This window comes from Faecalibacterium gallinarum (assembly GCF_022180365.1).
GTDB classification, from domain to species: Bacteria; Bacillota; Clostridia; order Oscillospirales; family Ruminococcaceae; genus Faecalibacterium; species Faecalibacterium gallinarum.
This window is the reverse complement of the sequence record NZ_BQKV01000098.1, coordinates 149,453-168,632: the sequence shown is the minus strand read 5'-3', so window position 1 is coordinate 168,632 and position 19,180 is coordinate 149,453. Positions and strand designations below refer to the sequence as shown.

Genomic DNA, 19,180 nt, shown 5'->3' with positions numbered 1-19,180 from the left:
TTTAGGATACCGGGCGATAAAACAGTTTCAGAATTGTCTGCTGTAGACTGTCCTCGTCCAGGTCGTATGCCATGAATCCATGTGAATCCAGGTAGTTTTCACCGTCAATTGTAAGGGTGTCCAGTTCCTCGTACCCTTTGATCTGTTCTGCCAGATCCACCAGAGTCCGGCTCCCCATATCTGTGACCATATAGTCCCAGACGGCTTCATACCCTTCCACAATGATTTCTGTATCCTGGCTCAGCATTTTTTCAATCAGCGCCGAGAGATATTGTCTTTGCCGCTTCATTCGGGCAAGGTTGGTTTCGTCGTCCACATTTTTACGGGTACGGACAAAATGCAGAGCCTGTTCCCCTTGCAAAGTGACGGTCTCACCCATCACAAGGGTCGGATCAACCTCAGAGAAATCCGATTCAATGGTCACCGTCACACCGCCCACAAGATCATTGAGGACCATGACGGCATCCATATTCAGCGATATATATCCATCGATGGGCTGGTTGCCCAACATCCGGGAAACGGCGGTGACATTGTTCATACAGCTGTCTTTAAGGCCTTCTCCATAGGTGTGTGCCAACGCCAGCTGCTGGTATTCGGTGCCAATCTCCGTTCCCAGCACGCCCAAAACAGGCACTTCCACCATGCTGTCCCGGTTAAACTGAAGCAGCTGCCAGGTCTGAGACTCATGATCCACTACCAACAAAAGCTGGAAGTCCGCCTGGCCGCCGCCGACATAACTCTTGTTGGAACGCACTGGGCCTGATTCGTCAATGCCCATAAAGAGATAGGCTTCAACTGCGTCCTTTCTTTGATAAAGGACGTCATCGTATTCAATTTGCTGTTGGGGCGCGTCCTGAGCGGTAGCATTCGCCACCTCTTGGCCGGCATTTTCCACAATGGAATGTGAATCTTGCCACGACTGAATCCCGAATGCTGCAACAACCAGCAGCAAAACAGCCCCGCAAAAGATTACCCCCGCCTTAATTGCATCTTTTTTATGGATTCTTCTGTGTTTGTGGCGGGACAGGTGCTCTCGTTTTGACAAGTCCAAGTCCTTTCTATGTACAAAATATTTTCTAATGGTTTAAAGGCTTATTGCTCCGCACCACTCCGCAGCGCATGCATCAACCTGGTCCAGCATGGATTTGCCAAGTTTTCGGGCAATGACTTTCCGGGCAGAGGCCAGATGCGGCGCTCTGGTTGTCAGGTTATGGCAGTCGCTCCCCAAAAGCGGGTATCGAGCCATGGACAAAAGCTCCAGCGCACGTTTGCGGGTTTTCCAGGCGCAGAAAGTATCTGCGTTGACTTGAAACGCCAGGTGAAGATTCGTCAGTTTTTCCAGGTGGCGCTGATTTCCCTCGCTGAAACAAAAACGCTCCGGATGAACCAGAACCACTCGGTAGTCCCGATCCAGAACCAGAGAGATCACTTCTTCAACCTCTTTGGTGCTCCAGTCGGAAAAAGGCATTTCCAACAGCAAGGTTCGGGTCTGTTCCAGACAAAGCGGATCCAAGTAATCGCATTTGCTGATTCCCGGAAAAAAGGCCACCTCGGAACCCAGGCAGATTCCGGGCAGTGTCTCTCGATCGGGGGCATGCTGCACGGCCTGACGCAGCTTCGCGGCAGCCTGTCCTCTGCGCTCAACAAAGTCTGGAATGGTTTCTTTCCAGGCGTAGTAGTGAGAAGTGGCGCAAGCAATGTTTACTTCCTGTTTTGCCTGGCGGCGAAGCAAAGCCAGCGACGTTTCCACATCCGGGCTTCCATCATCCATCCCAGGCAAAATATGACAGTGAAGATCTATAACCTGTTTTTCACACATAAATTCAAGGTATCCTTTGTTCCGATCCTTTGATCGGGCCAAATTGCCCGTATCTTAAACGAAACAAACCCCTGGCCCTTGGCGGCGGCTCCATCGGTAAGGAATTAGCCAACCTGCGCGGCGGCAGATTCCCAAAGGACAAGGAGGGCATTGTTTTCCATATTTTTACACGTTACATAGCGTATATTACCACATTTTTCTTTGGTCTGCAAGGCCAAACTGTCTTTCGGTCTATTATTCTGCAATTATGGCAAACATTGTCCCATTTTTCTTTTTTAATTTGCCCATCTTGCCGGAAACATTCCTAAAAACGACATTTTTATCCTCCAGTTCAATGCATTTTCGGGCTGAAAGCAACGATGTTTTGACTTATTTTTTCAATTCATTAATCTTTCATTATAAATCAAAACGTATGATCCCGCCAAATACTGCATGGTATTATTGGGGGATATTATTCCTTATAAAAGAATATCCTTCAAAAAATTTTATGGTTTCTATTTTTGCATCAGAATTTTTTCTGTTTTTTCCATGCAATAATATAAATTTACTGAATCGTTTTTATGAATGTCAGTTTATCTCCTGATCCCGCCGAATTTAGTAAATAATTTACTCTTTCATTTAATCCTCCTTAATGAACCTTCATCTTATCCAAAAAAATGCGCAAAAAAGGGGAACCTGCGGTATTTTGCCCCCGCTCATGTCCGCCGTATTTCTAAATTTAAATCAAGCTTATGTACAATAAACCCGTCAAAACAGGTCTTGTCTCATCCCTTTAGCGGACGTTCCCTGGCATTTTGACAAAACCGAATCGCAGGATCGTCTTCATCCACGGGTTACCGGTCGGTTTTAAATTTCGCTCAGCAGACGCTCCACCGTCTGTTCGAGGGTTGCAACAACTGCATTTCCGTCAGCCCAGTTCACCGGAATCGGGGCACGCAGGATATAATCTGTGTGCAGGGGATCCGCGGTGCAGGAAAACGACGTGGCCGCTGAGCGCAATTTTTCCTCCCAGAGTGCCTGGGATTTGCGGTTGACGCCTGAAAGCCATACTTCCAGACTAAAATCTCTATGGAGGAATGCCACAACGATTTTAAGTCCCTTTTCCTTTAACTCCACCGATGCAAATTGAAAATAGGCATACTCCATCCCGTTTTCTGCAACGGTTCCCTGAAATTGATAGTCCGGCATTCGCCTTTCCAGTTCATTTCGCAGAAAGCGGAACCAGCGAAACCACTCCTGATATGCTTTTTGCAGGTTGGTGGTCTGTAAAAGTTCCCGATAACAAGCCAAAAGCCTTTCGTCAAACCGGTGGCACGTTTCTATTTTCCCCGATTTTGCCATGGTATCTCTCCTCCCTATTTGTCCCAGTATTCCATGGATTTATCCCTTCGCTAAGAAAGCGGGCGAAATTGCCGAGGCAAATTGGTGGCTTTTTCTCTGCAAACACGCTATACTGGCAGCCAGAACAACGCCAAGGAGGTAATTCCATGAGTTTGGGAAGCAGCTTGTACAACGCAAGAAAACAGAGCGGCCTTTCGCAGGAAGAGGTCGCAGGAAAATTAGGGGTCAGCCGACAGACGATCTCCAAGTGGGAGACCGATGAGACGCTGCCGGATATCCGTCAGTCCAAGGGGCTGGCCATGCTCTACCACCTGACCCTGGATGAGCTGATCGAATACAACTTTGACGAACAGCAGGCCCGGCAGATGATTGAAAGCGTCAGCGATCAGGCCCAGGAAAAAATCGACTGGAACCGTGTGTGGAGCAAAAAGTACCCCGTTCTGGCGGAATACCACAAGACCGTACGGGTCGAAGACTATGCACCCACCCTGCGGGAGATGCTGACCCAGCTGCGGGTCACTTACGGGTATAATGACACCGACGCCCTGCTGGTTCTCAAAGATATTTTGGCCCGGGTCTGGAAAGGGCAGGTCTGACCCCCTATTCTGATAAACAGGAGAACCGTACAATGGCCTACACGAAAGAGGAACTGACCGAAGCCTCCCGTCAGATCGAATCCACCCTCCACAAACTGCGGGAAACGCTCAAAACCTTAGAAACCAAGGAGAATCCCTCCCGGTACAAATCCCAGATCACCCTGGCCAAGCGGCGCATCGAGGCGTTCACCCTCGCCAACGCGCTGATCTTGCGGGAATTGGAGAACCAATAATCTTCAACATTGCGCCCGACGCTTTGGACTCCCCACAGCGTTGGGCGTTTTATGCATCCTGGCCCCTCAAAACAACCGCTTGAAGGCCGAACCATTGCCAGCTGATCGCTCCTCTGTTATCCTAGTGTCAAAGGGAGGTGGCCGCCAATGGACTTAGTGATTGAACACCGGCCCGGCGACGTCCGAGTGATCCTGCAAGGACCTGCGGACAGTGCCGAGCTGCAGCGCATCCTTTCTCTTCTGCAAAATCATTCCGACAAACTCTGGTGCCTGGACGAAGAAAGGAACACCGTTGCTCTTTCTGCCGGGCAGGTGTTGTGGGCTGAAACGGTGGACGACAAATTGTTTGTTTACACAGAGCATTCTTTATACCAGGCGCCCGGCAGCCTGGCAGCCCTGGAACTGCGCTGGGAACGATTCGGTTTTTTTCGGTGCGGAAAATCCACCGCAATTAACCTGAACGCCGTCCAGAGTCTCCGCAGCCGCCCCGGCGGCCGGATCGAAGCACTCCTGAAAACCGGCGAGAAAATCATCATTTCCCGCCGCTACTCGCCCGCTCTCCGGGAAAAATTACAGGGAGGTTAATTCATATGAAAATCTTTTTACAAATTTACCGCTGGTCCATGCAGATGAAACTGCGGATGGCCCTCTACACCTTTGTAGGGATTTTTTTGAAAATTGTCTGCAATCTGCTGCAAGGAGAACAAACCGTTCTCATCCATGACCTGCTCACCCTCTGGGCCGCCAGCCTGGTATTTGCCATGATCGAATCGGCCATTTTCCCAGAGGGAAGCGAGTGCGCCCGGAGCCGTTCCCTGCTCTGGCTGGGGGCCGCCAACCTCTGCTTTTTGGGGGGAACAGCGCTGTTCCAGTGGTTTGAGGGAGTCCCGCTCTGGGGCGGTATTCTGCTGATCCTTTTTCTGGAAATGGGGCTGGGGATGATGTGGTTCGGCGATCAGTTCGTTCTGAAAATGGACAGCGCGCAGTTAACCCAACAGCTCAGAAGATACCAAAACGCTCCCCATAATTAAGCCGCAGGTCCCGGCCATGGTCCATTGGTTCTCCCGTTTTGAGGTCAGTGTATCCCTGTTTCTTGCGGGCAGTTGAATCCTTTGCTATACTTTATATATAAGGTATCGCTTCTGCCCTGCCGGTTCCACGGCAAAGCGCGACCCAGAAAGGAGCCTTTGGTTTATGATTTTCTATTTTTCCGGAACAGGAAATTCCCGCTGGGTTGCGGAACAAATCGCAGCCCTTACCGGAGACAACGCACAAGACATTGTTGCCCTGCGTCAGCCCCCCAGCCTGCAAGATGTGGGTCAGGTCGGTTTGGTCTTTCCTATTTACGCCTGGGGACCGCCGGAACCAATGGTCTCCTTCGTCAAAGCACTCCCCAAAACAGAGGCTTTCTGTTTTGGAGTCTGCACCTGCGGCTCGGAAGCCGGCCACGCCATGCGAAAACTGGCCCGGCTCTATCCGCTCCAGAGCAGTTACAGTCTGGTTCTGCCCAACAACTATATCATCGGCGCCGAGGCGGACAGTGAAACGGTCATCCAGCAAAAACTGAACACCGCCCGGTCCGAGATTGAAGTCTTATCCCGGGAGATTTTGCAGCGCAAACCGGTTTTCCGGGTCAAAGAAGGCAGCGCTGCCGGGCTGAAGTCCAGTCTGGTAAACTTTGGGTTCAATCGGTTTGCCCGCAGTACCAAGCCTTTCCATGCAGATTCCTCCTGTGATGGCTGCGGCCTGTGCGCCCACCGCTGCCCGGCCGCTACCATCTCCTTGCGGGAGGGCCGCCCGGTTTGGGGCACAGCCTGCTATCAGTGCCTGCGCTGTCTCAACGAATGTCCCCGGCAAGCCATTCAATACGGTGACTCTACCCAGGGCAAAACCCGGTATACCCTCCAAAAACACTGGAAAGAATCCTAATCCATCGTTTGAGCCGTTCCACTCTGTTTGGAACGGCTTATTTTTTAGGAACGCTTCTCAAAAAACTTGAAAATCGCCCAATTTGCTCTTGATTTTTTACAGAAGTTGAGTATAATAATTTTAGAATCATTCCAATTTCGAGGCTGTTATGACCAAGTACGAAGAGAAGATTTGGCAAATTGTGGAGGCTTCCCGCTGCCACATGACCGCCGAACAGATTTTCACCGAATTGCGCCGGACCTATCCCAAAGTGGTTCTGGCGACCGTTTACAACAACCTGAACCGCCTGTGGGAGGACGGCCGCATCCGCAAAGTTTCGGTAGAGGGGATGCCCGACCGCTACGATCGGATCGAGCGGCACGACCACCTTGTATGCCGAGGCTGCGGCAAGTTGCTGGACTTGGATCTGACCGATCTCACTGAACAACTGCAAAAGCAGGTCGGGGTCCCCTTATTGGCCTATGACCTGAAATTGATTTATCTGTGTGAAGAATGCCGAGCCAAGCAAAAGCAAAAAGGAGAGTGATTTGTTTGTCCCATCTGCCCCTGTCTGTCCGTGTTCCCATTGAGTCGGACAACCCCAGCATCCTGCGCATCGAAGACAAATGCATCCGGTGCGGCATGTGCAAAGACGCCTGTACCCAGTTGATGGGGGTCCACGGCAGCTACACCCTGGCCCAAACCGGCGGCCACGCCGTCTGCATCTATTGCGGTCAGTGTGCCAACGCCTGTCCAGTGGACAGCATTGTGGAGCGGGACGAAACTCCCGCGGTTCAGAAGGCCATCGCCGACCCGGAGAAGATCGTGGTTGTCAGCACCTCCCCTTCCGTACGGGCTGCCCTGGGCGAGGAGTTCGGGATGGAACCCGGCGCCTTCGTGGAAGGCAAAATGGTAGCACTTCTTCGGGCCCTGGGCGTGGATTATGTGCTGGACACCAACTTCGCCGCTGACCTGACCATCGTGGAGGAAGCTAGTGAACTGGTCCGCCGCATCACGCAAAAGGACCGGCCCCTGCCCCAGTTTACCAGCTGCTGCCCGGCCTGGGTCCACTTCGCGGAGATTTATTACCCCGAGCTGCTGCCTCACCTCTCCACCGCCAAGAGCCCCATTGGAATGCAGGGCCCCACAGTCAAGACCTATTTCGCCAAGAAGATGGGCCTCGCCCCCGAGAAAATCGTCCACGTGGCACTGACCCCCTGCACCGCCAAAAAGTTCGAGATCCGCCGGGAGGAAATGCACGCCGCGGCCGATTACCACAACCGGCCCGGAATGCGGGACACCGACCAGGTCATCACCACCCGGGAGCTGGCCCGGTGGGCCAAGCAGGCGGGCATCGATTGGGACAGCCTGGAAGATTCCGCCTACGACTCCCTGATGGGCCGTTCCTCCGGTGCGGGCGTCATCTTCGGCAACACCGGCGGCGTCATGGAAGCCGCGCTGCGCACAGCCTATGAAACCATCACCGGCCAGAGCGCACCGGAATCCTTCTACCAGCTCCAGCCCGTCCGGGGCTATGAGGGTGTCCGGGAGGCGGTCGTCCCCATTGGAGACCTGAACGTTCGGGTGGCTGTCATCTACGGCACCGCCCATGCCAAAGCCTTCCTGGAGGAAATGAAGCAGCGCGGAACCGAATACCACTTTGTGGAAGTCATGGCCTGCCCCGGCGGCTGCATCGGCGGCGGAGGACAGCCCAAGGATCTCACGAAAGACCCCAACCAAACCCGCCAGAGCCGGATTGCTGCCCTTTATAAACGGGACGCAGCCATGACCCTCCGCAAGAGCCACGAAAATCCCGATATCAAAGCCGTTTATGAACAGTTCTACGGCCATCCCCTCAGCGAACTGGCCGAGAAAATGCTTCATACCCTATACAAAGACCAAAGCGAAATTCTCCACCCGGCGCAGGAAATCCGGGAGGAGCCGTCCCACACCGAAGAATACAATCATCCGTCACTGAAAGGAGAAACAACTACTATGAGCAAATGGAAATGCAAAGTCTGCGGTTACATCTACGAGGGCGAGACCCTGCCCGCCGATTTCACCTGCCCCCTCTGCAAGCAGCCCGCCTCGGCTTTCGAAAAGATTGAGGAAGCTGCCCCCAAGGCCGGCAACAAGTACGCCGGCACCCAGACCGAGAAGAACCTGCAGGCCGCTTTCGCCGGTGAGTCTCAGGCCCGCAACAAGTACACCTACTTCTCCTCTGTCGCTCAGAAGGAGGGCTACGAGCAGATCGCCGAGCTGTTCCTGAAGACTGCCGAGAATGAGAAGGCCCACGCCCGGCTGTGGTTCGAGGAGCTGAACGGTCTGGGTGACACCGCCCAGAATCTGCTTCACGCCGCCGAGGGCGAGAACTACGAGTGGACCGACATGTACGACGAGTTCGCCAAGACTGCCGAGGCAGAGGGCTTCCACGAGCTGGCCACCAAATTCCGTCTGGTGGCTGCCATCGAGAAGCGCCACGAGGAGCGGTATCGCGCTCTGCTGCACAACGTAGAGACTGCCCAGGTCTTTGAGAAGAGCGAGGTCAAGGTATGGGAGTGCCGCAACTGCGGCCACATCGTGGTGGGCACTGCCGCCCCCGAGGTCTGCCCCACCTGCCAGTACTCCAAGAGCTTCTTTGAGGTCAGCAGCGACAACTACTAATCCTCTTCCGCCAACCTGAAGAGAGGGCACCGCAATCTGCGGCGCCCTCTTTGTTTTTCAATCAAACTTTGTTAGCCGTGGGGCAGCTTGGGTCTTTCGAGCCGTTTTTGACTTTACAGATCAACTGGGTCATGGTTCCCATAGGGCAATAGACACACCAGCTGCGGGGTTTAAAGAGGACCATCGTCACCAGGCCCAGCACAGTGGAAGTCAGCATCACGCTGTAAAAGCCGAATGCAAACTGGGCCACACCGGGGTGGAAAAGGGTGCCATGATAAGCCCACTGCCAGGGAAGTTTAAAGGTCCACAGAAGGGTCACCACCTGTTTTAAATCCGACGCCCCTGCGAAGACCAAATAGGTATTCCAGAGCATCTGGAAGAACATGACAAAAAAGAAAATCAGGAAACCATAGCGGAACCACTTGCTCCGCATCCAGGCGGGGATATCCTGTTTCCGCGAAAGGCCAAACCGGCCGCCCAACAGCCCGAACAGCTGACCCCGGCCGCAGTAGCGGTTGCAATAGCCCTTACTGCCCTGTGTCACCGCGATGATCAGCGGGATAAAGAAACAGAGCAGCCCCAGCCAGGCAAACAGAATGTTGAAAAAGCCCAGGATCAGATAGCTCAGGGACACAATCCAGAGGTAGTCGTACCAGTGTTTGTTCTTCATGCCGTCACCTCCCGAATCCGAATCACCGAGGCCGGGCACTCGGCTGCGCACTTGCCGCAGCCCACACATTTTTCCCGATTGACCACGGCCTGGATACCGCGAAAAACAGAGATTGCCCCCAGGGGGCAGACCTTGACGCAACAGCCGCAGGCGACGCATTGATCCTGGGCCACTTCGGCTTTTCGTGGTGTTCTTTTGTTGGGTGTCATAATGAGATCCTCCTTTGTGCAGGTTACAGTTTTCCCACTATACCGCATTCTCCAAAGTTTTTCTGTGATGGTGTCACGTTTGGGTAAAAAGCCTTTTGATCCCCGGGGAATATCCTGCGGGACTATTCTCGAAACCAACAAAAGACGAAAAAGATTCTTGTGCATTCTGTGAATTGCAAAGAAAAAGCATTTTTGCTAGAATAGCCGTGTCGATGTCAGACTGTTACCGTATGGGCATTTCCGATGTCACACAAAATCAACTAAATTCATGGAATGTTACTCCTCAAGGCATGACTGTGATCTCTTAAAGCGATCGTGTGATGCATGGGGGGTTTTTTCGTTCAAGGCTGGAAGGAGGCGCACTGGATGCAGGCGATAAAAAAGATCAATAACAATACTGTCGTCTGCGTTGACCGAAACGGCAAGCAGCTGATCGCCATGGGGCGGGGGCTGGGGTTCCCCCAGCTGCCGCGGGAGATTTCCCTTGCCGAAATCGAGCGCACCTTTTACAACATTTCGCCCCAGTATGTGGCGGCGATCTCTGAGCTGGATCCGGCTATGGTGGATTTTGCAGCCCGGATTACCGATATTGCCCGCAACGAGCTGCCCTATGAACTGAGTCCCAACGCTGCTTTCGCCCTGGCCGACCACATCTCTTTTATGGTCCAGCGGGCCCGGAAACACCTTCGGGTGAAAATGCCTCTGGCCTATGACATCCAGACCTTGTATCCGCAGGAATACAAAATCGCCCGGTATACCCTGGAACGCGCCCAAAAGGAATTTAAAATCGGCCTGGACAAGCAAGAAATTGTAGGCATCGCCCTGAATTTTGTGAACAGCCGGATCACCCCGGACACCACCGAAGCCACCGACCGTACCCTCCAGGATGAAACCATGCTGGAGGATCTGATCGAAATTGTGGAGGAACATTTCGGGTTGATTGTAGAGCGCACCGGTTTCAACTACACCCGGTATGCCAGCCATATGCAATATCTGTTTGATCGAATTCACGCCGGGACACTGATCCAGAGCGGCAACAGCCCCATCTACCAGGATTTAAAACAAAACCATCCCAAAGTTGCCGACTGCGTGGAAAAAATTGCCGCCCACCTCGAGCAGGAGTGGAGCTGTCACCTCTCGGACGAAGAAAAACTCTATATTATGCTGCACGTGAACCGTGTTTGCAGCAAAAATCAAACATAAGGATTGTTACCTGAAAGACAGGGCATGACCTTTCCTCCATGCGTTTGATCGCATGGGGAAAGGTCTTTTTTCTTTCCTTCCATCACCCGTTGATTACAGCACCTGCTGTAAAAGATACATCCAATATTTCAAAGGAGGAACCATCATGGCCATTGACAACAAACAAATTGCGCTGGATGTTCTGGCTGCCGTCGGCGGAAAAGACAATATTACCAGCGTCACCCACTGCATGACCCGGCTGCGGTTTAATCTGAAAGATTTGAGCCTCCCCGACCGGGAACAGGTCAAAAGCATCAAGGGCGTTCTGGGCGTCGTAGAATCCGGCGGCCAGTTCCAGGTCATCATCGGCCAGAATGTGCCCAAAGTTTACGAACACGTCTGCGCCCTGACCGGCCTGCAGAGCCAGGCGCCTGTCCCGGAAAATCTGGACAAACCCAAAGAAAAGCTGACCCCCAAAAAGATCGGCAACAACATCCTGAACTATATGGCAGGCTGCATGACCCCTCTGATCCCCGTGATGATGGCCTCCGCCATGTTCAAAACCCTGATGGTGATTCTGGGCCCGGATATGCTGGGTCTGGTCGGCGCAGAGAGCGATGTCTATATCCTGCTGGATTTTCTGTATGATGGCTTCTACTACTTTATTCCCATCTTCCTGGGCTATACTGCCGCGGTAAAGCTGGGCCTGAACCCCGGCCTCGGCATGTACGCCGGTGCCATCCTGCTGGTCCCCGACTTTGTGGCCCTGGTTGGGAATGTGGAGAGTTTTAAAATTTACGGGCTGTTCAACGTTCCCCTGAACAATTACGGTCAGAGTGTCCTGCCCGCTGTTCTCTCCGTCTGGGTATTGAGTTACATTTATAAATTCTTCAAAAAGATTATCCCCGACACCTTGTCCACCATCTTCACCCCGTTTTTGTCCATGGTTGTCATGGTTCCCATCGAGTTCTGCCTGCTGGCCCCTCTCGGCTCTATCTGCGGCGATTATCTCGGCAACGGCATGATCGCCTTCGGTGAGTTCGGCGGCTTTATCGCTGTGGCTGTGGTAGCTGCCATCTGGGAATACCTGGTCATGTCGGGTATGCATGTGGTTCTGATTACCTTTGCCATCACCAGTTTGCTCAGCACCGGCGTAGATACCTTTGTCCTGACCGCAGGCGGCTGCGCCACCTGGTCGGCCATTGGTATGGCTCTGGGCGCTTTTCTCCGGCTGAAAGACAAGGAAGAAAAATCTCTCGCCTTTGGTTACTTTGTTTCCGGTATTCTGGGCGGTGTCACCGAGCCGGCCCTCTACGGTATTGGCTTTAAGTATAAACGGCCCTTTATTGCCATGTCCATCGGCGGCGCATTGGGCGGACTGTATGCGGGCATTATGCACGTGGGCACCTATGTAATGGGCGCAGCCAACTTCCTGAGCGTTCTGGGGTACGTCGCAGGCGGCACCTCCAACATGGTGAACGGTATAATCGCCTGCCTGATCTCTCTGTTCGGTGCTGCCATCGCCACTTATATGATCGGTTTTGCCCCGGCGGACCTTGAAACCAAATGATCTTCCAGCTACTATAAAAACACACCTCTGCAAATCAAACACAAGGAGGCACCGCCCTATGATAAAACTCCTTCTCCGCGCCGACGATCTCGGCTATTCTGAAGCGGTCAACTATGGCATCGAGAAAACAGTCCGGGAGGGCCTGATCCGTTCGGTGGGCCTGATGCCCAACATGCCCGCCGCCGCCCACGGCCTGGCGCTCTTAAAAGGAGCAGATTTCTGTCTGGGCCAGCACACGAATATCTGCTTGGGCAAGCCCTGCGCTGATCCAAAAAAAATCCCCAGTCTGCTGGACGAACAGGGCAACCTGAAAAGCAGCCGGGCCTATCGTGAAGCTTTCAAGACCGGAGCAGAGTTCACCAAACTGGAAGAAATGGTGCTGGAAGTGGAAGCGCAGTATCTCCGTTTTAAAGAGCTCACCGGACAGGAGCCCGCCTATTTTGAAGCCCATGCAGTGGTGAGCACCAATCTGACCAAGGCTCTGGAAATTGTGGCGAAAAAATATAACCTGCCTTTAAACGCTATGAGTCCCATGGACCGAATCGGCACATTTAAAGGCAGTCCCATCGCTGCCCTGCCCATGGATAGCATGAGCCCGGAATACAACCCCTGGCAAAGCCTCAAAAATGCGGTGGCAACCGCTGATCCGGAACTGCCCAACGTCTTCGTCTGCCACCCTGGCTATCTGGATGATTACATCCTGAACCACTCCAGCCTGACCATCAACCGCACCAAAGAAGTGGCCATGCTCTGTGACCCGGATATCCGCCAGTGGCTGGAAAACCAGCGCGTCCAGCTGATCCGTTACAGCGATTTGTAACCCTTTCTATCAAAATGCCTTCAACTCCTCCCGGAAGCAACATTCCGAGAGGAGTTTTTTGTCCATATCAACGACAGTTTTTTGTTCACTTTTGGCCCGTTCAAATAGTTTAATGTGAAATTTAATTTTTATTATTTCTGAAAATATTTTTCGACAAAATACTATTGATTCAAGATGTATCCAATGTTATACTTTAGATACAAAATGTTTTATATTCCCGGAGGAAACGATTATGCCCAGACCCAAAGGAAGCAAAAACAAAGTCAAACGCGCCAACACCAATTCTGCAGCGGAGATCGCCTCTGTTCTGGCTGAAAAAACGGCTGAACGGGAGCAGCTGAACGGTGATATTGCGAGCCTTCTGGAGGAAATCAACTCCCTCAAAACCCAGCTCAAGAAAAAGCGTTCGGAGCTGAACTCCGTTGAAAAGGCCGTCGCAAAACTGGAAGCCAAGAAAACCGCTGAAGAAGCAAAAGCCACCCAGAACGCACGAAAAGCCGAGATTGATTCTGCATTGCAGAAACTCATCGCCGACGGGATGAGCGTCGATGATATTTTGATCAAATTGGCAAATTAAACCCCCCGTCCAGGGCAACCCGGCTTCTGCCCCAGTGTCTTTTTCCACGGCCAGCTTAAAATACTGGCCGTGGCTTTTTTATTTCCGTTTTTTTAGAAAAATCCGGCCTGTGATGGAGGATATTCTGCTCCGCAACCAGCAGTTGACAAACTTCCTGGCCGGATCTCTGGAGTGCAACCATCTTTTTTGGTAAAATAGGGCCATCGAATTCAACGCCAAAAGGAGTGGATTGTATGAGCCTGGCCGAAAAGATTATCAAACTGCGCAAAGAACAGGGCTGGTCCCAGGAGGAACTGGCCTCCCGGCTGGATGTCACGCGTCAATCGGTATCCAAATGGGAATCCATGTCCTCTGTCCCCGACCTGGATAAGATCGTGAAAATGAGCGAGTTGTTCCAGGTCAGCACAGACTACCTCCTGAAAGAAACCACCCCCACCGAAACAGAGGAACGCTGCACTCACCCCGACGAGATCCGTCCGGCAGTCCGCCCCGTCTCTCTGAAAGAAACCAATCTCTATCTGGATCTCGCTCCGCGCTGCCACCGGAACATCGCCCTCGCCCTCAGTCTGTTTATCCTCTCTCCTATCTGCCTGCTGTTGTTGTCCGGAGCCGCCGAGTACCATATTCTTCCTCTGGGAGAAACTGCCGCCATTGCCATCGGGTGCAGCGTACTTTTTGTGGTAGTAGCCGGAGGCGTCGCGCTTTTGCTTCCCAGCTGTATGCGGCTGGCCCCCTTTGAGTATCTGGAGTTGGAGCCAATCTCCACCGAATACAGTGTTATCGGGGTTGTCCAGGCCAAAAAAGAAGCCTTTGCCCCACGGTATCAGCAGGGCCTTGTGGTGGGCGTTTCGCTGTGCATTGTTTCGGTAGTCCCCCTTTTTCTCTCCTACCTACTGGAGAATGAATTTTATTCTGTCTGCGCCATCTGCCTGATGCTGGCCATTCTCTCGGCAGGTGTTCACATTTTGTTCCGGGTCTGGGCCGCCCAGGAGGTCTATCAGAAGCTTTTGGAAGAAGGCGAATATACCCGAGCGAAAAAGGCAGAAAACCGCCGCAATGCCTCCTTTGTGATTTTCTACTGGTGCTTAGCTACCGCCATCTACTTGGCCGTCAGTTTTTACACCGAGTCCTGGAATAAAACCTGGATTGTCTGGCCGGTAGCGGGCGTACTGTTTGCAGCTCTCCTGGCATTAAAAGAGATGTTGTATAAAAACAGAAACCCGAGTTGAACAGATCAAATGCCAAAAGCCGAATGCCGTTTAAAAACGAGCATTCGGCTTTTTTGCGTGTATCTTAATCCGATCTTAATGCGCATGAAAAATTTCTTATTATTTTATAGTACTCCGCATGATAGGATACCAATACCCCCTATAACCGATATCACAGGAGACAAAGGATATGGAGAAGATACAGCAAACCATGGCAGATTTTAGGCCAAACGGAGAAAATTCGGTTCCCGCCGGAAAGCTGAAAATCTTTTTTGGATATGCGGCGGGTGTAGGCAAAACCTATGCCATGCTGGAGGCAGCCCACCAGGCCCAAAAAGAGGGCCTTGATGTTGTGGTCGGCTATGTGGAACAGCACGCCCGACCCGATACGCTGGCACTTTTGAAGGGATTGGAGCGTTTGCCCTGCAAGGAGATCGACTATCGCGGGATCAAACTAAAAGAGTTTGATCTGGACCGGGCTCTCCAGCGGAAGCCCCAACTCATTCTGGTAGACGAACTGGCCCACAACAACGCCCCGGGATGCCGGCACACCAAGCGGTATCAGGATGTGGAGGAACTTCTCCAGGCCGGGATCAACGTTTATACCACAGTGAATGTACAGCACTTGGAGTCGCTGAACGATTTGGTGTCCTCCATCACAGGCATTGCGGTCAATGAGCGAATCCCGGATCGTATTTTTGACCGGGCCAACCAGGTGGAACTGGTGGATATTGAGCCAAACGAGCTGGTGAAACGCCTCCAGATGGGCAAAGTGTACCGGGAGCGCCAGGCAAAGCAGGCGCTCCAAAACTTTTTCACACCGGAAAATCTGGCGGCTCTGCGGGAGATTGCCATGCGGCGCACGGCAGACCAGCTGAACCGAACGGCCTTGCAGGAAGGCAAGGAAAAGAGCGCCAAAGCCGGAGAACATATTTTGATCTGTCTCTCCTCTTCCCCTTCCAACGCAAAAGTAATCCGAACCGCTGCGCGGATGGCAGAAGCTTTTCACAGCGGATTTACGGCGCTGTTTGTGCAGACCCCGGAGACAAAAGAATTATCCGGCGACAATTTAAAGCGACTGCGCGGCAATCTTCACCTGGCGGAGCAGCTGGGCGCCCAGATCTCTACGGTCTATGGAACCGATCCCGCTGTTCAGATTGCGGAGTATGCCCGTGTCAGCGGCGTAACAAAAATTGTTATGGGCCGTATGAATCATAAGCAAAACCCCCTTACCGGGAAAAAGAGTCTGGCCGATCGTCTGATCGAACTAACCGACTTGGACATCTATATTATTCCGGATCACCAGCCGCTCTATAAAAACCCCCTTGGAAAACCTCGTGTCCCCAAATTGCACCTCACATGGAAAGACACAGGCATTGCGCTGGCCTCTTTGCTGGTTTCCTCACTCGTAGGATTTGGGTTTTATTCTGCCGGATTCGGTGAATCCAACATTATCACAGTTTATATTTTGGGGGTTCTGATTACGGCGGTTTGTACAAACGGCCACTTTTACGGTGCAGTGGATTCTTTTCTAAGCGTTGCCGCTTTCAACTTTCTTTTTACGGAACCGCGTTTCACCTTCCGCGCCAATGACCCCAGCTATCCGGTCACCTTTCTGATTATGCTTTTCTCCAGCGTGATCGCCAGTTCTTTGGCCAGCCGGGTAAAGGCACAGGCCCGCTTGGCGGCACAAAAAAGCTATTATACAGAGCTGCTCTTGGGGAGCAGCCAAAAACTGCAAAAGGGACGGACCGAATGGGATTGCCTGCGCCTGACGGCAGAACAATTAAACCGGCTTTTTGCCCGTCCCGTTCTCTACGCTCTAAGTAGAACGGAAAAGGATCTGGCTTTCCGGGTAGAGCCGTCCGATGCGCAGAGCGTCTTGGCCGAACTGGGTCCCGAGGAAATGGGGGTGGCCAAATGGGTGCAAAAGAACAACAAATACGCCGGTGCAACCACAAACACCCTGCCGGATTCCAAGTGGCTTTTTCTCTCCGTCAGAGGAACACAGGGCGTTATGGGAATTGTGGGAATCCCCATTGCAGGGTACTCCATTCCGGATGCCTTTGAAAAAAACCTTATGGTTGCCATTTTAAATGAGTGCGGCCTCAGCCAGGAACGCATCCGGCTGCAGGAAGAGCAAAACAAAGCAGCGCTCGGATCCCTTCATCGTCCCGGAACGGCAAAATATTAATCTCCTGTTAATACTCCGCGCGCTTCCTTAACCCCCGCTTATTACAGATTGCGGTATGCTATGAATGCAAAACAGGTGCTGCATCGCATGGCACTAACCGATTTGTAATTTTTTATTAGACATTTATGATCGAAAAGCAGACCATGCGGCAGGGCAGCTGTTATTCCCAACGAAAGGAGCCCGACATAAGATGGATTTATTTATGGCAGGAATCTTACTGGCCGGTTTTGGCCTTGTCTGGATGCTGGCAAACTGGTGCCAGCGGCAAGTCGATTCTCAGGAATAATGGAGAGTAGGAGTTGAACCGTATGATTTTGCTCGGAATCATTGTTTTGCTGCTGGGCGGATATCTGGTATACGCCTTAGCACACCCGGAACGTTTTTAAAATTGAGGACACCGTATAGGAGGAGTTGCATATGTTACAGCTGGCTCTGACATTGATCCTTTATTTGATCCTTGTCATTCCGGTGGGGCGGTATCTTTATCATATCGCCGCGGGAAAACATACCTTTGCCGACCCGGTACTGGATCGGGTCGACGGGATAATTTATAAACTGAGCGGAGTAGATCCCCGCAAGGGCATGAGCTGGAAACAGTACGCCATGGCTCTGATTGGCACCAACGCAGTGATGATGGTCCTTGGTTACCTGATTCTCCGCATCCAGAGTCTTCCTCTCTTGAATCCCAACGGGATCGAGGGCATGGATCCCGCTTTGGCCTTTAATACCATCATCAGTTTTATGACCAACACCAACCTGCAGCACTATGCCGGCGAAAGCGGATTGAGCTATCTTTCCCAGATGCTGGTCATCATCTTTATGATGTTTGTTTCAGCTGCCAGCGGCTATGCGGCCTGTGTGGCTTTCATCCGCGGCCTGGCCGGAAAAAGCAAGGACAATGTGGGCAACTTTTTTGCCGATCTGGTCCGCATTACCACTCGCGTGCTGCTCCCCTTCTCCCTGGCAGGCGGCCTGCTGCTGGTGTGGCAGGGTGTGCCCCAGAACTTTTCGGAAAATGTGGTAGTGCAAACCCTGGAGGGTACTTACCAGGTCCTGGCGATGGGGCCTGTGGCGGCGCTGGAAATCATTAAGCACCTGGGAACCAATGGCGGCGGATTTTTTGGCGCCAACTCCGCCACTCCCATGGAGAACCCCACCGTTTTGTCCAACCTGATCGAGCTGTATTCCATGATGCTGCTGCCCGGCGCCTGCGTAATCACCTTTGGGAAAATGGTGGGTGACGGCCGCCGCCAGCAGCAGAAGAACAAGACCCCGGAAAACTTGCTCCCCGCTCACCGGGAAGGCATCACCGCCCGGCTGTTCGGCCAGGAAGGGCGCAGTATCTTTTTGGCTATGGGCATTTTGTTCCTGGCGGGTCTGAGTCTTTGCTACTGGGCGGAGATGCAAGGCAATCCGGCGCTGGCAGAAATCGGACTCAGTCAGGCCGCCGGCAGCATGGAAGGCAAAGAGGTACGGTTCGGGGTCGCCCAGTCCGCTCTGTTCACCACGGTGACCACCTCTTTCACCACCGGTACGGTCAACAATATGCATGACACATTGACCCCTCTGGGCGGCATGGTGCCGCTGCTGCAGATGATGCTCAACTGCGTTTTTGGCGGCAAGGGTGTGGGCCTCATGAATATGATTCTCTATGCCATCCTGGCGGTGTTCATTTGCGGATTGATGGTCGGGCGCACCCCCGAATATCTGGGCAAAAAGATTGAGGGGCGGGAGATGAAGCTGACCGCCTTGGCCATCATCATCCACCCGCTGCTGATCCTGTCCTTCTCCGCTCTGGCGGTGGCCACCGCCGCCGGGCAGGCCGGCGTTACCAATCCGGGTTTCCACGGTCTGAGCCAGGTGCTGTATGAATACGCCTCCTCTGCGGCCAACAACGGCTCGGGCTTTGAAGGTCTGGCGGATAACACCCTTTTCTGGAACATCACCACCGGCATTGTCATGTTCCTGGGGCGGTATCTGCCCATCGTGATTCAGCTGGCCATTGCAGGCTCGCTGATGAAGAAGAACTATATAAACGAATCTGCGGGCACGCTGCGAACCAGCACCGCGAGCTTCGCCGTGATCCTTGTGTTCGTGGTATACATCTTTGCCGCGCTGACCTTCTTCCCGGCGCTGGCGCTGGGCCCCATCTCCGAACATCTGACCCTTTGGGGTTAAGGAGGATTTTG

General features: G+C 52.8%; 20 protein-coding genes. 15 read left to right on the top strand and 5 right to left on the bottom strand.

From position 1 onward, the window contains the following. Window position 1: 1 nt before the first annotated feature. From JCM17207_RS11390 to JCM17207_RS11380, 3 genes are all read right to left on the bottom strand, one after another. Entirely contained in the window at window positions 2–952 is a 951-nt protein-coding gene (locus JCM17207_RS11390; RefSeq protein WP_238317748.1) for an LCP family protein, read from the bottom strand. Between the two features lie 132 nt (window positions 953–1,084). Continuing rightward, on the bottom strand, window positions 1,085–1,819 hold the full coding sequence (locus tag JCM17207_RS11385) for a CpsB/CapC family capsule biosynthesis tyrosine phosphatase (RefSeq protein ID WP_238317747.1): 735 nt from the start codon (window positions 1,817–1,819) through the stop codon (window positions 1,085–1,087). 846 nt (window positions 1,820–2,665) lie between these two features. After that, window positions 2,666–3,160: a DUF7000 family protein gene (locus JCM17207_RS11380; RefSeq protein ID WP_238317746.1), complete on the bottom strand. Its 495-nt coding sequence runs from the start codon at window positions 3,158–3,160 to the stop codon at window positions 2,666–2,668. 146 nt (window positions 3,161–3,306) lie between these two features. Between JCM17207_RS11380 and JCM17207_RS11375 the strand changes: the two genes are divergently transcribed. From JCM17207_RS11375 to rbr, 7 genes are all read left to right on the top strand, one after another. Further along, window positions 3,307–3,756, top strand: coding sequence for a helix-turn-helix transcriptional regulator (locus JCM17207_RS11375; protein WP_238317745.1), 450 nt, complete (start codon window positions 3,307–3,309; stop codon window positions 3,754–3,756). Window positions 3,757–3,788: 32 nt separating this feature from the next. After that, a complete protein-coding gene (locus tag JCM17207_RS11370) occupies window positions 3,789–3,989 on the top strand; it encodes a hypothetical protein (RefSeq protein ID WP_238317744.1) in 201 nt (66 codons plus the stop codon). 147 nt (window positions 3,990–4,136) lie between these two features. Next, window positions 4,137–4,574 carry a LytTR family DNA-binding domain-containing protein gene (locus JCM17207_RS11365; protein WP_238317743.1) on the top strand — a complete coding sequence of 146 codons (438 nt, stop codon included), beginning with the start codon at window positions 4,137–4,139 and terminating at the stop codon, window positions 4,572–4,574. 5 nt (window positions 4,575–4,579) lie between these two features. Beyond that, window positions 4,580–5,020 carry a hypothetical protein gene (locus JCM17207_RS11360; protein WP_238317742.1) on the top strand — a complete coding sequence of 147 codons (441 nt, stop codon included), beginning with the start codon at window positions 4,580–4,582 and terminating at the stop codon, window positions 5,018–5,020. Between the two features lie 163 nt (window positions 5,021–5,183). Beyond that, complete coding sequence (locus tag JCM17207_RS11355) at window positions 5,184–5,918, top strand: EFR1 family ferrodoxin (protein WP_238317741.1); 735 nt, start codon at window positions 5,184–5,186, stop codon at window positions 5,916–5,918. A gap of 148 nt (window positions 5,919–6,066) precedes the next feature. Beyond that, window positions 6,067–6,444 (top strand): Fur family transcriptional regulator, encoded by a 378-nt coding sequence (locus JCM17207_RS11350; protein WP_238317740.1) that lies wholly within the window; start codon window positions 6,067–6,069, stop codon window positions 6,442–6,444. Further along, complete coding sequence (rbr, locus tag JCM17207_RS11345) at window positions 6,411–8,561, top strand: rubrerythrin (RefSeq protein WP_373871962.1); 2,151 nt, start codon at window positions 6,411–6,413, stop codon at window positions 8,559–8,561. The genes JCM17207_RS11350 and rbr overlap by 34 nt, the downstream gene beginning before the upstream one ends. Window positions 8,562–8,622: 61 nt before the next feature. On the opposite strand, the gene JCM17207_RS11340 is transcribed toward rbr, so the two are convergent. Further along, window positions 8,623–9,231, bottom strand: coding sequence for a 4Fe-4S binding protein (locus JCM17207_RS11340; RefSeq protein WP_238317738.1), 609 nt, complete (start codon window positions 9,229–9,231; stop codon window positions 8,623–8,625). After that, a complete protein-coding gene (locus tag JCM17207_RS11335; RefSeq protein WP_238317737.1) occupies window positions 9,228–9,440 on the bottom strand; it encodes a 4Fe-4S binding protein in 213 nt (70 codons plus the stop codon). The genes JCM17207_RS11340 and JCM17207_RS11335 overlap by 4 nt, the downstream gene beginning before the upstream one ends. 366 nt (window positions 9,441–9,806) lie before the next feature. On the opposite strand from JCM17207_RS11335, the gene JCM17207_RS11330 reads away from it, so the two are divergent. From JCM17207_RS11330 to JCM17207_RS11300, 8 genes are all read left to right on the top strand, one after another. After that, window positions 9,807–10,643, top strand: a complete 837-nt coding sequence (locus tag JCM17207_RS11330) for a PRD domain-containing protein (protein WP_238317736.1) — start codon at window positions 9,807–9,809, stop codon at window positions 10,641–10,643. A 145-nt stretch (window positions 10,644–10,788) separates the two neighbouring features. Next, window positions 10,789–12,192 (top strand): PTS transporter subunit EIIC, encoded by a 1,404-nt coding sequence (locus JCM17207_RS11325; protein ID WP_238317735.1) that lies wholly within the window; start codon window positions 10,789–10,791, stop codon window positions 12,190–12,192. 58 nt (window positions 12,193–12,250) lie between these two features. Continuing rightward, the gene (locus JCM17207_RS11320; RefSeq protein WP_238317734.1) at window positions 12,251–13,012 is read left to right on the top strand and encodes a ChbG/HpnK family deacetylase; all 762 of its coding nucleotides are present in this window, start codon (window positions 12,251–12,253) and stop codon (window positions 13,010–13,012) included. A 232-nt stretch (window positions 13,013–13,244) separates the two neighbouring features. After that, a complete protein-coding gene (locus JCM17207_RS11315) occupies window positions 13,245–13,589 on the top strand; it encodes a hypothetical protein (protein WP_238317733.1) in 345 nt (114 codons plus the stop codon). A 233-nt stretch (window positions 13,590–13,822) separates the two neighbouring features. After that, complete coding sequence (locus tag JCM17207_RS11310; protein WP_238317732.1) at window positions 13,823–14,818, top strand: helix-turn-helix domain-containing protein; 996 nt, start codon at window positions 13,823–13,825, stop codon at window positions 14,816–14,818. A 169-nt stretch (window positions 14,819–14,987) separates the two neighbouring features. Then, window positions 14,988–16,991, top strand: a complete 2,004-nt coding sequence (locus JCM17207_RS11305) for a DUF4118 domain-containing protein (RefSeq protein WP_238317731.1) — start codon at window positions 14,988–14,990, stop codon at window positions 16,989–16,991. Between the two features lie 308 nt (window positions 16,992–17,299). Further along, window positions 17,300–17,377, top strand: a complete 78-nt coding sequence (kdpF, locus tag JCM17207_RS13885) for a K(+)-transporting ATPase subunit F (protein ID WP_154658714.1) — start codon at window positions 17,300–17,302, stop codon at window positions 17,375–17,377. A 31-nt stretch (window positions 17,378–17,408) separates the two neighbouring features. Further along, window positions 17,409–19,169, top strand: a complete 1,761-nt coding sequence (locus JCM17207_RS11300; protein WP_238317730.1) for a potassium-transporting ATPase subunit KdpA — start codon at window positions 17,409–17,411, stop codon at window positions 19,167–19,169. Window positions 19,170–19,180: the final 11 nt, after the last annotated feature.

Excerpts from the sequence above, each read along its gene's own strand:
- JCM17207_RS11340 (WP_238317738.1), bottom strand. The coding sequence starts at position 9,231 with ATGAAGAACAAACACTGGTACGACTACCTCTGGATTGTGTCCCTGAGC.
- JCM17207_RS11315 (WP_238317733.1), top strand. The coding sequence starts at position 13,245 with ATGCCCAGACCCAAAGGAAGCAAAAACAAAGTCAAACGCGCCAACACC.
- JCM17207_RS11375 (WP_238317745.1), top strand. The coding sequence starts at position 3,307 with ATGAGTTTGGGAAGCAGCTTGTACAACGCAAGAAAACAGAGCGGCCTT.
- JCM17207_RS11370 (WP_238317744.1), top strand. The coding sequence starts at position 3,789 with ATGGCCTACACGAAAGAGGAACTGACCGAAGCCTCCCGTCAGATCGAA.
- JCM17207_RS11365 (WP_238317743.1), top strand. The coding sequence starts at position 4,137 with ATGGACTTAGTGATTGAACACCGGCCCGGCGACGTCCGAGTGATCCTG.
- JCM17207_RS11350 (WP_238317740.1), top strand. The coding sequence starts at position 6,067 with ATGACCAAGTACGAAGAGAAGATTTGGCAAATTGTGGAGGCTTCCCGC.
- JCM17207_RS11325 (WP_238317735.1), top strand. The coding sequence starts at position 10,789 with ATGGCCATTGACAACAAACAAATTGCGCTGGATGTTCTGGCTGCCGTC.
- JCM17207_RS11335 (WP_238317737.1), bottom strand. The coding sequence starts at position 9,440 with ATGACACCCAACAAAAGAACACCACGAAAAGCCGAAGTGGCCCAGGAT.
- JCM17207_RS11310 (WP_238317732.1), top strand. The coding sequence starts at position 13,823 with ATGAGCCTGGCCGAAAAGATTATCAAACTGCGCAAAGAACAGGGCTGG.
- JCM17207_RS11305 (WP_238317731.1), top strand. The coding sequence starts at position 14,988 with ATGGAGAAGATACAGCAAACCATGGCAGATTTTAGGCCAAACGGAGAA.
- JCM17207_RS11360 (WP_238317742.1), top strand. The coding sequence starts at position 4,580 with ATGAAAATCTTTTTACAAATTTACCGCTGGTCCATGCAGATGAAACTG.
- JCM17207_RS11300 (WP_238317730.1), top strand. The coding sequence starts at position 17,409 with ATGTTACAGCTGGCTCTGACATTGATCCTTTATTTGATCCTTGTCATT.
- JCM17207_RS11320 (WP_238317734.1), top strand. The coding sequence starts at position 12,251 with ATGATAAAACTCCTTCTCCGCGCCGACGATCTCGGCTATTCTGAAGCG.
- JCM17207_RS11380 (WP_238317746.1), bottom strand. The coding sequence starts at position 3,160 with ATGGCAAAATCGGGGAAAATAGAAACGTGCCACCGGTTTGACGAAAGG.
- JCM17207_RS11355 (WP_238317741.1), top strand. The coding sequence starts at position 5,184 with ATGATTTTCTATTTTTCCGGAACAGGAAATTCCCGCTGGGTTGCGGAA.
- JCM17207_RS11330 (WP_238317736.1), top strand. The coding sequence starts at position 9,807 with ATGCAGGCGATAAAAAAGATCAATAACAATACTGTCGTCTGCGTTGAC.
- JCM17207_RS11385 (WP_238317747.1), bottom strand. The coding sequence starts at position 1,819 with ATGTGTGAAAAACAGGTTATAGATCTTCACTGTCATATTTTGCCTGGG.
- rbr (WP_373871962.1), top strand. The coding sequence starts at position 6,411 with ATGCCGAGCCAAGCAAAAGCAAAAAGGAGAGTGATTTGTTTGTCCCAT.
- kdpF (WP_154658714.1), top strand. The coding sequence starts at position 17,300 with ATGATTTTGCTCGGAATCATTGTTTTGCTGCTGGGCGGATATCTGGTA.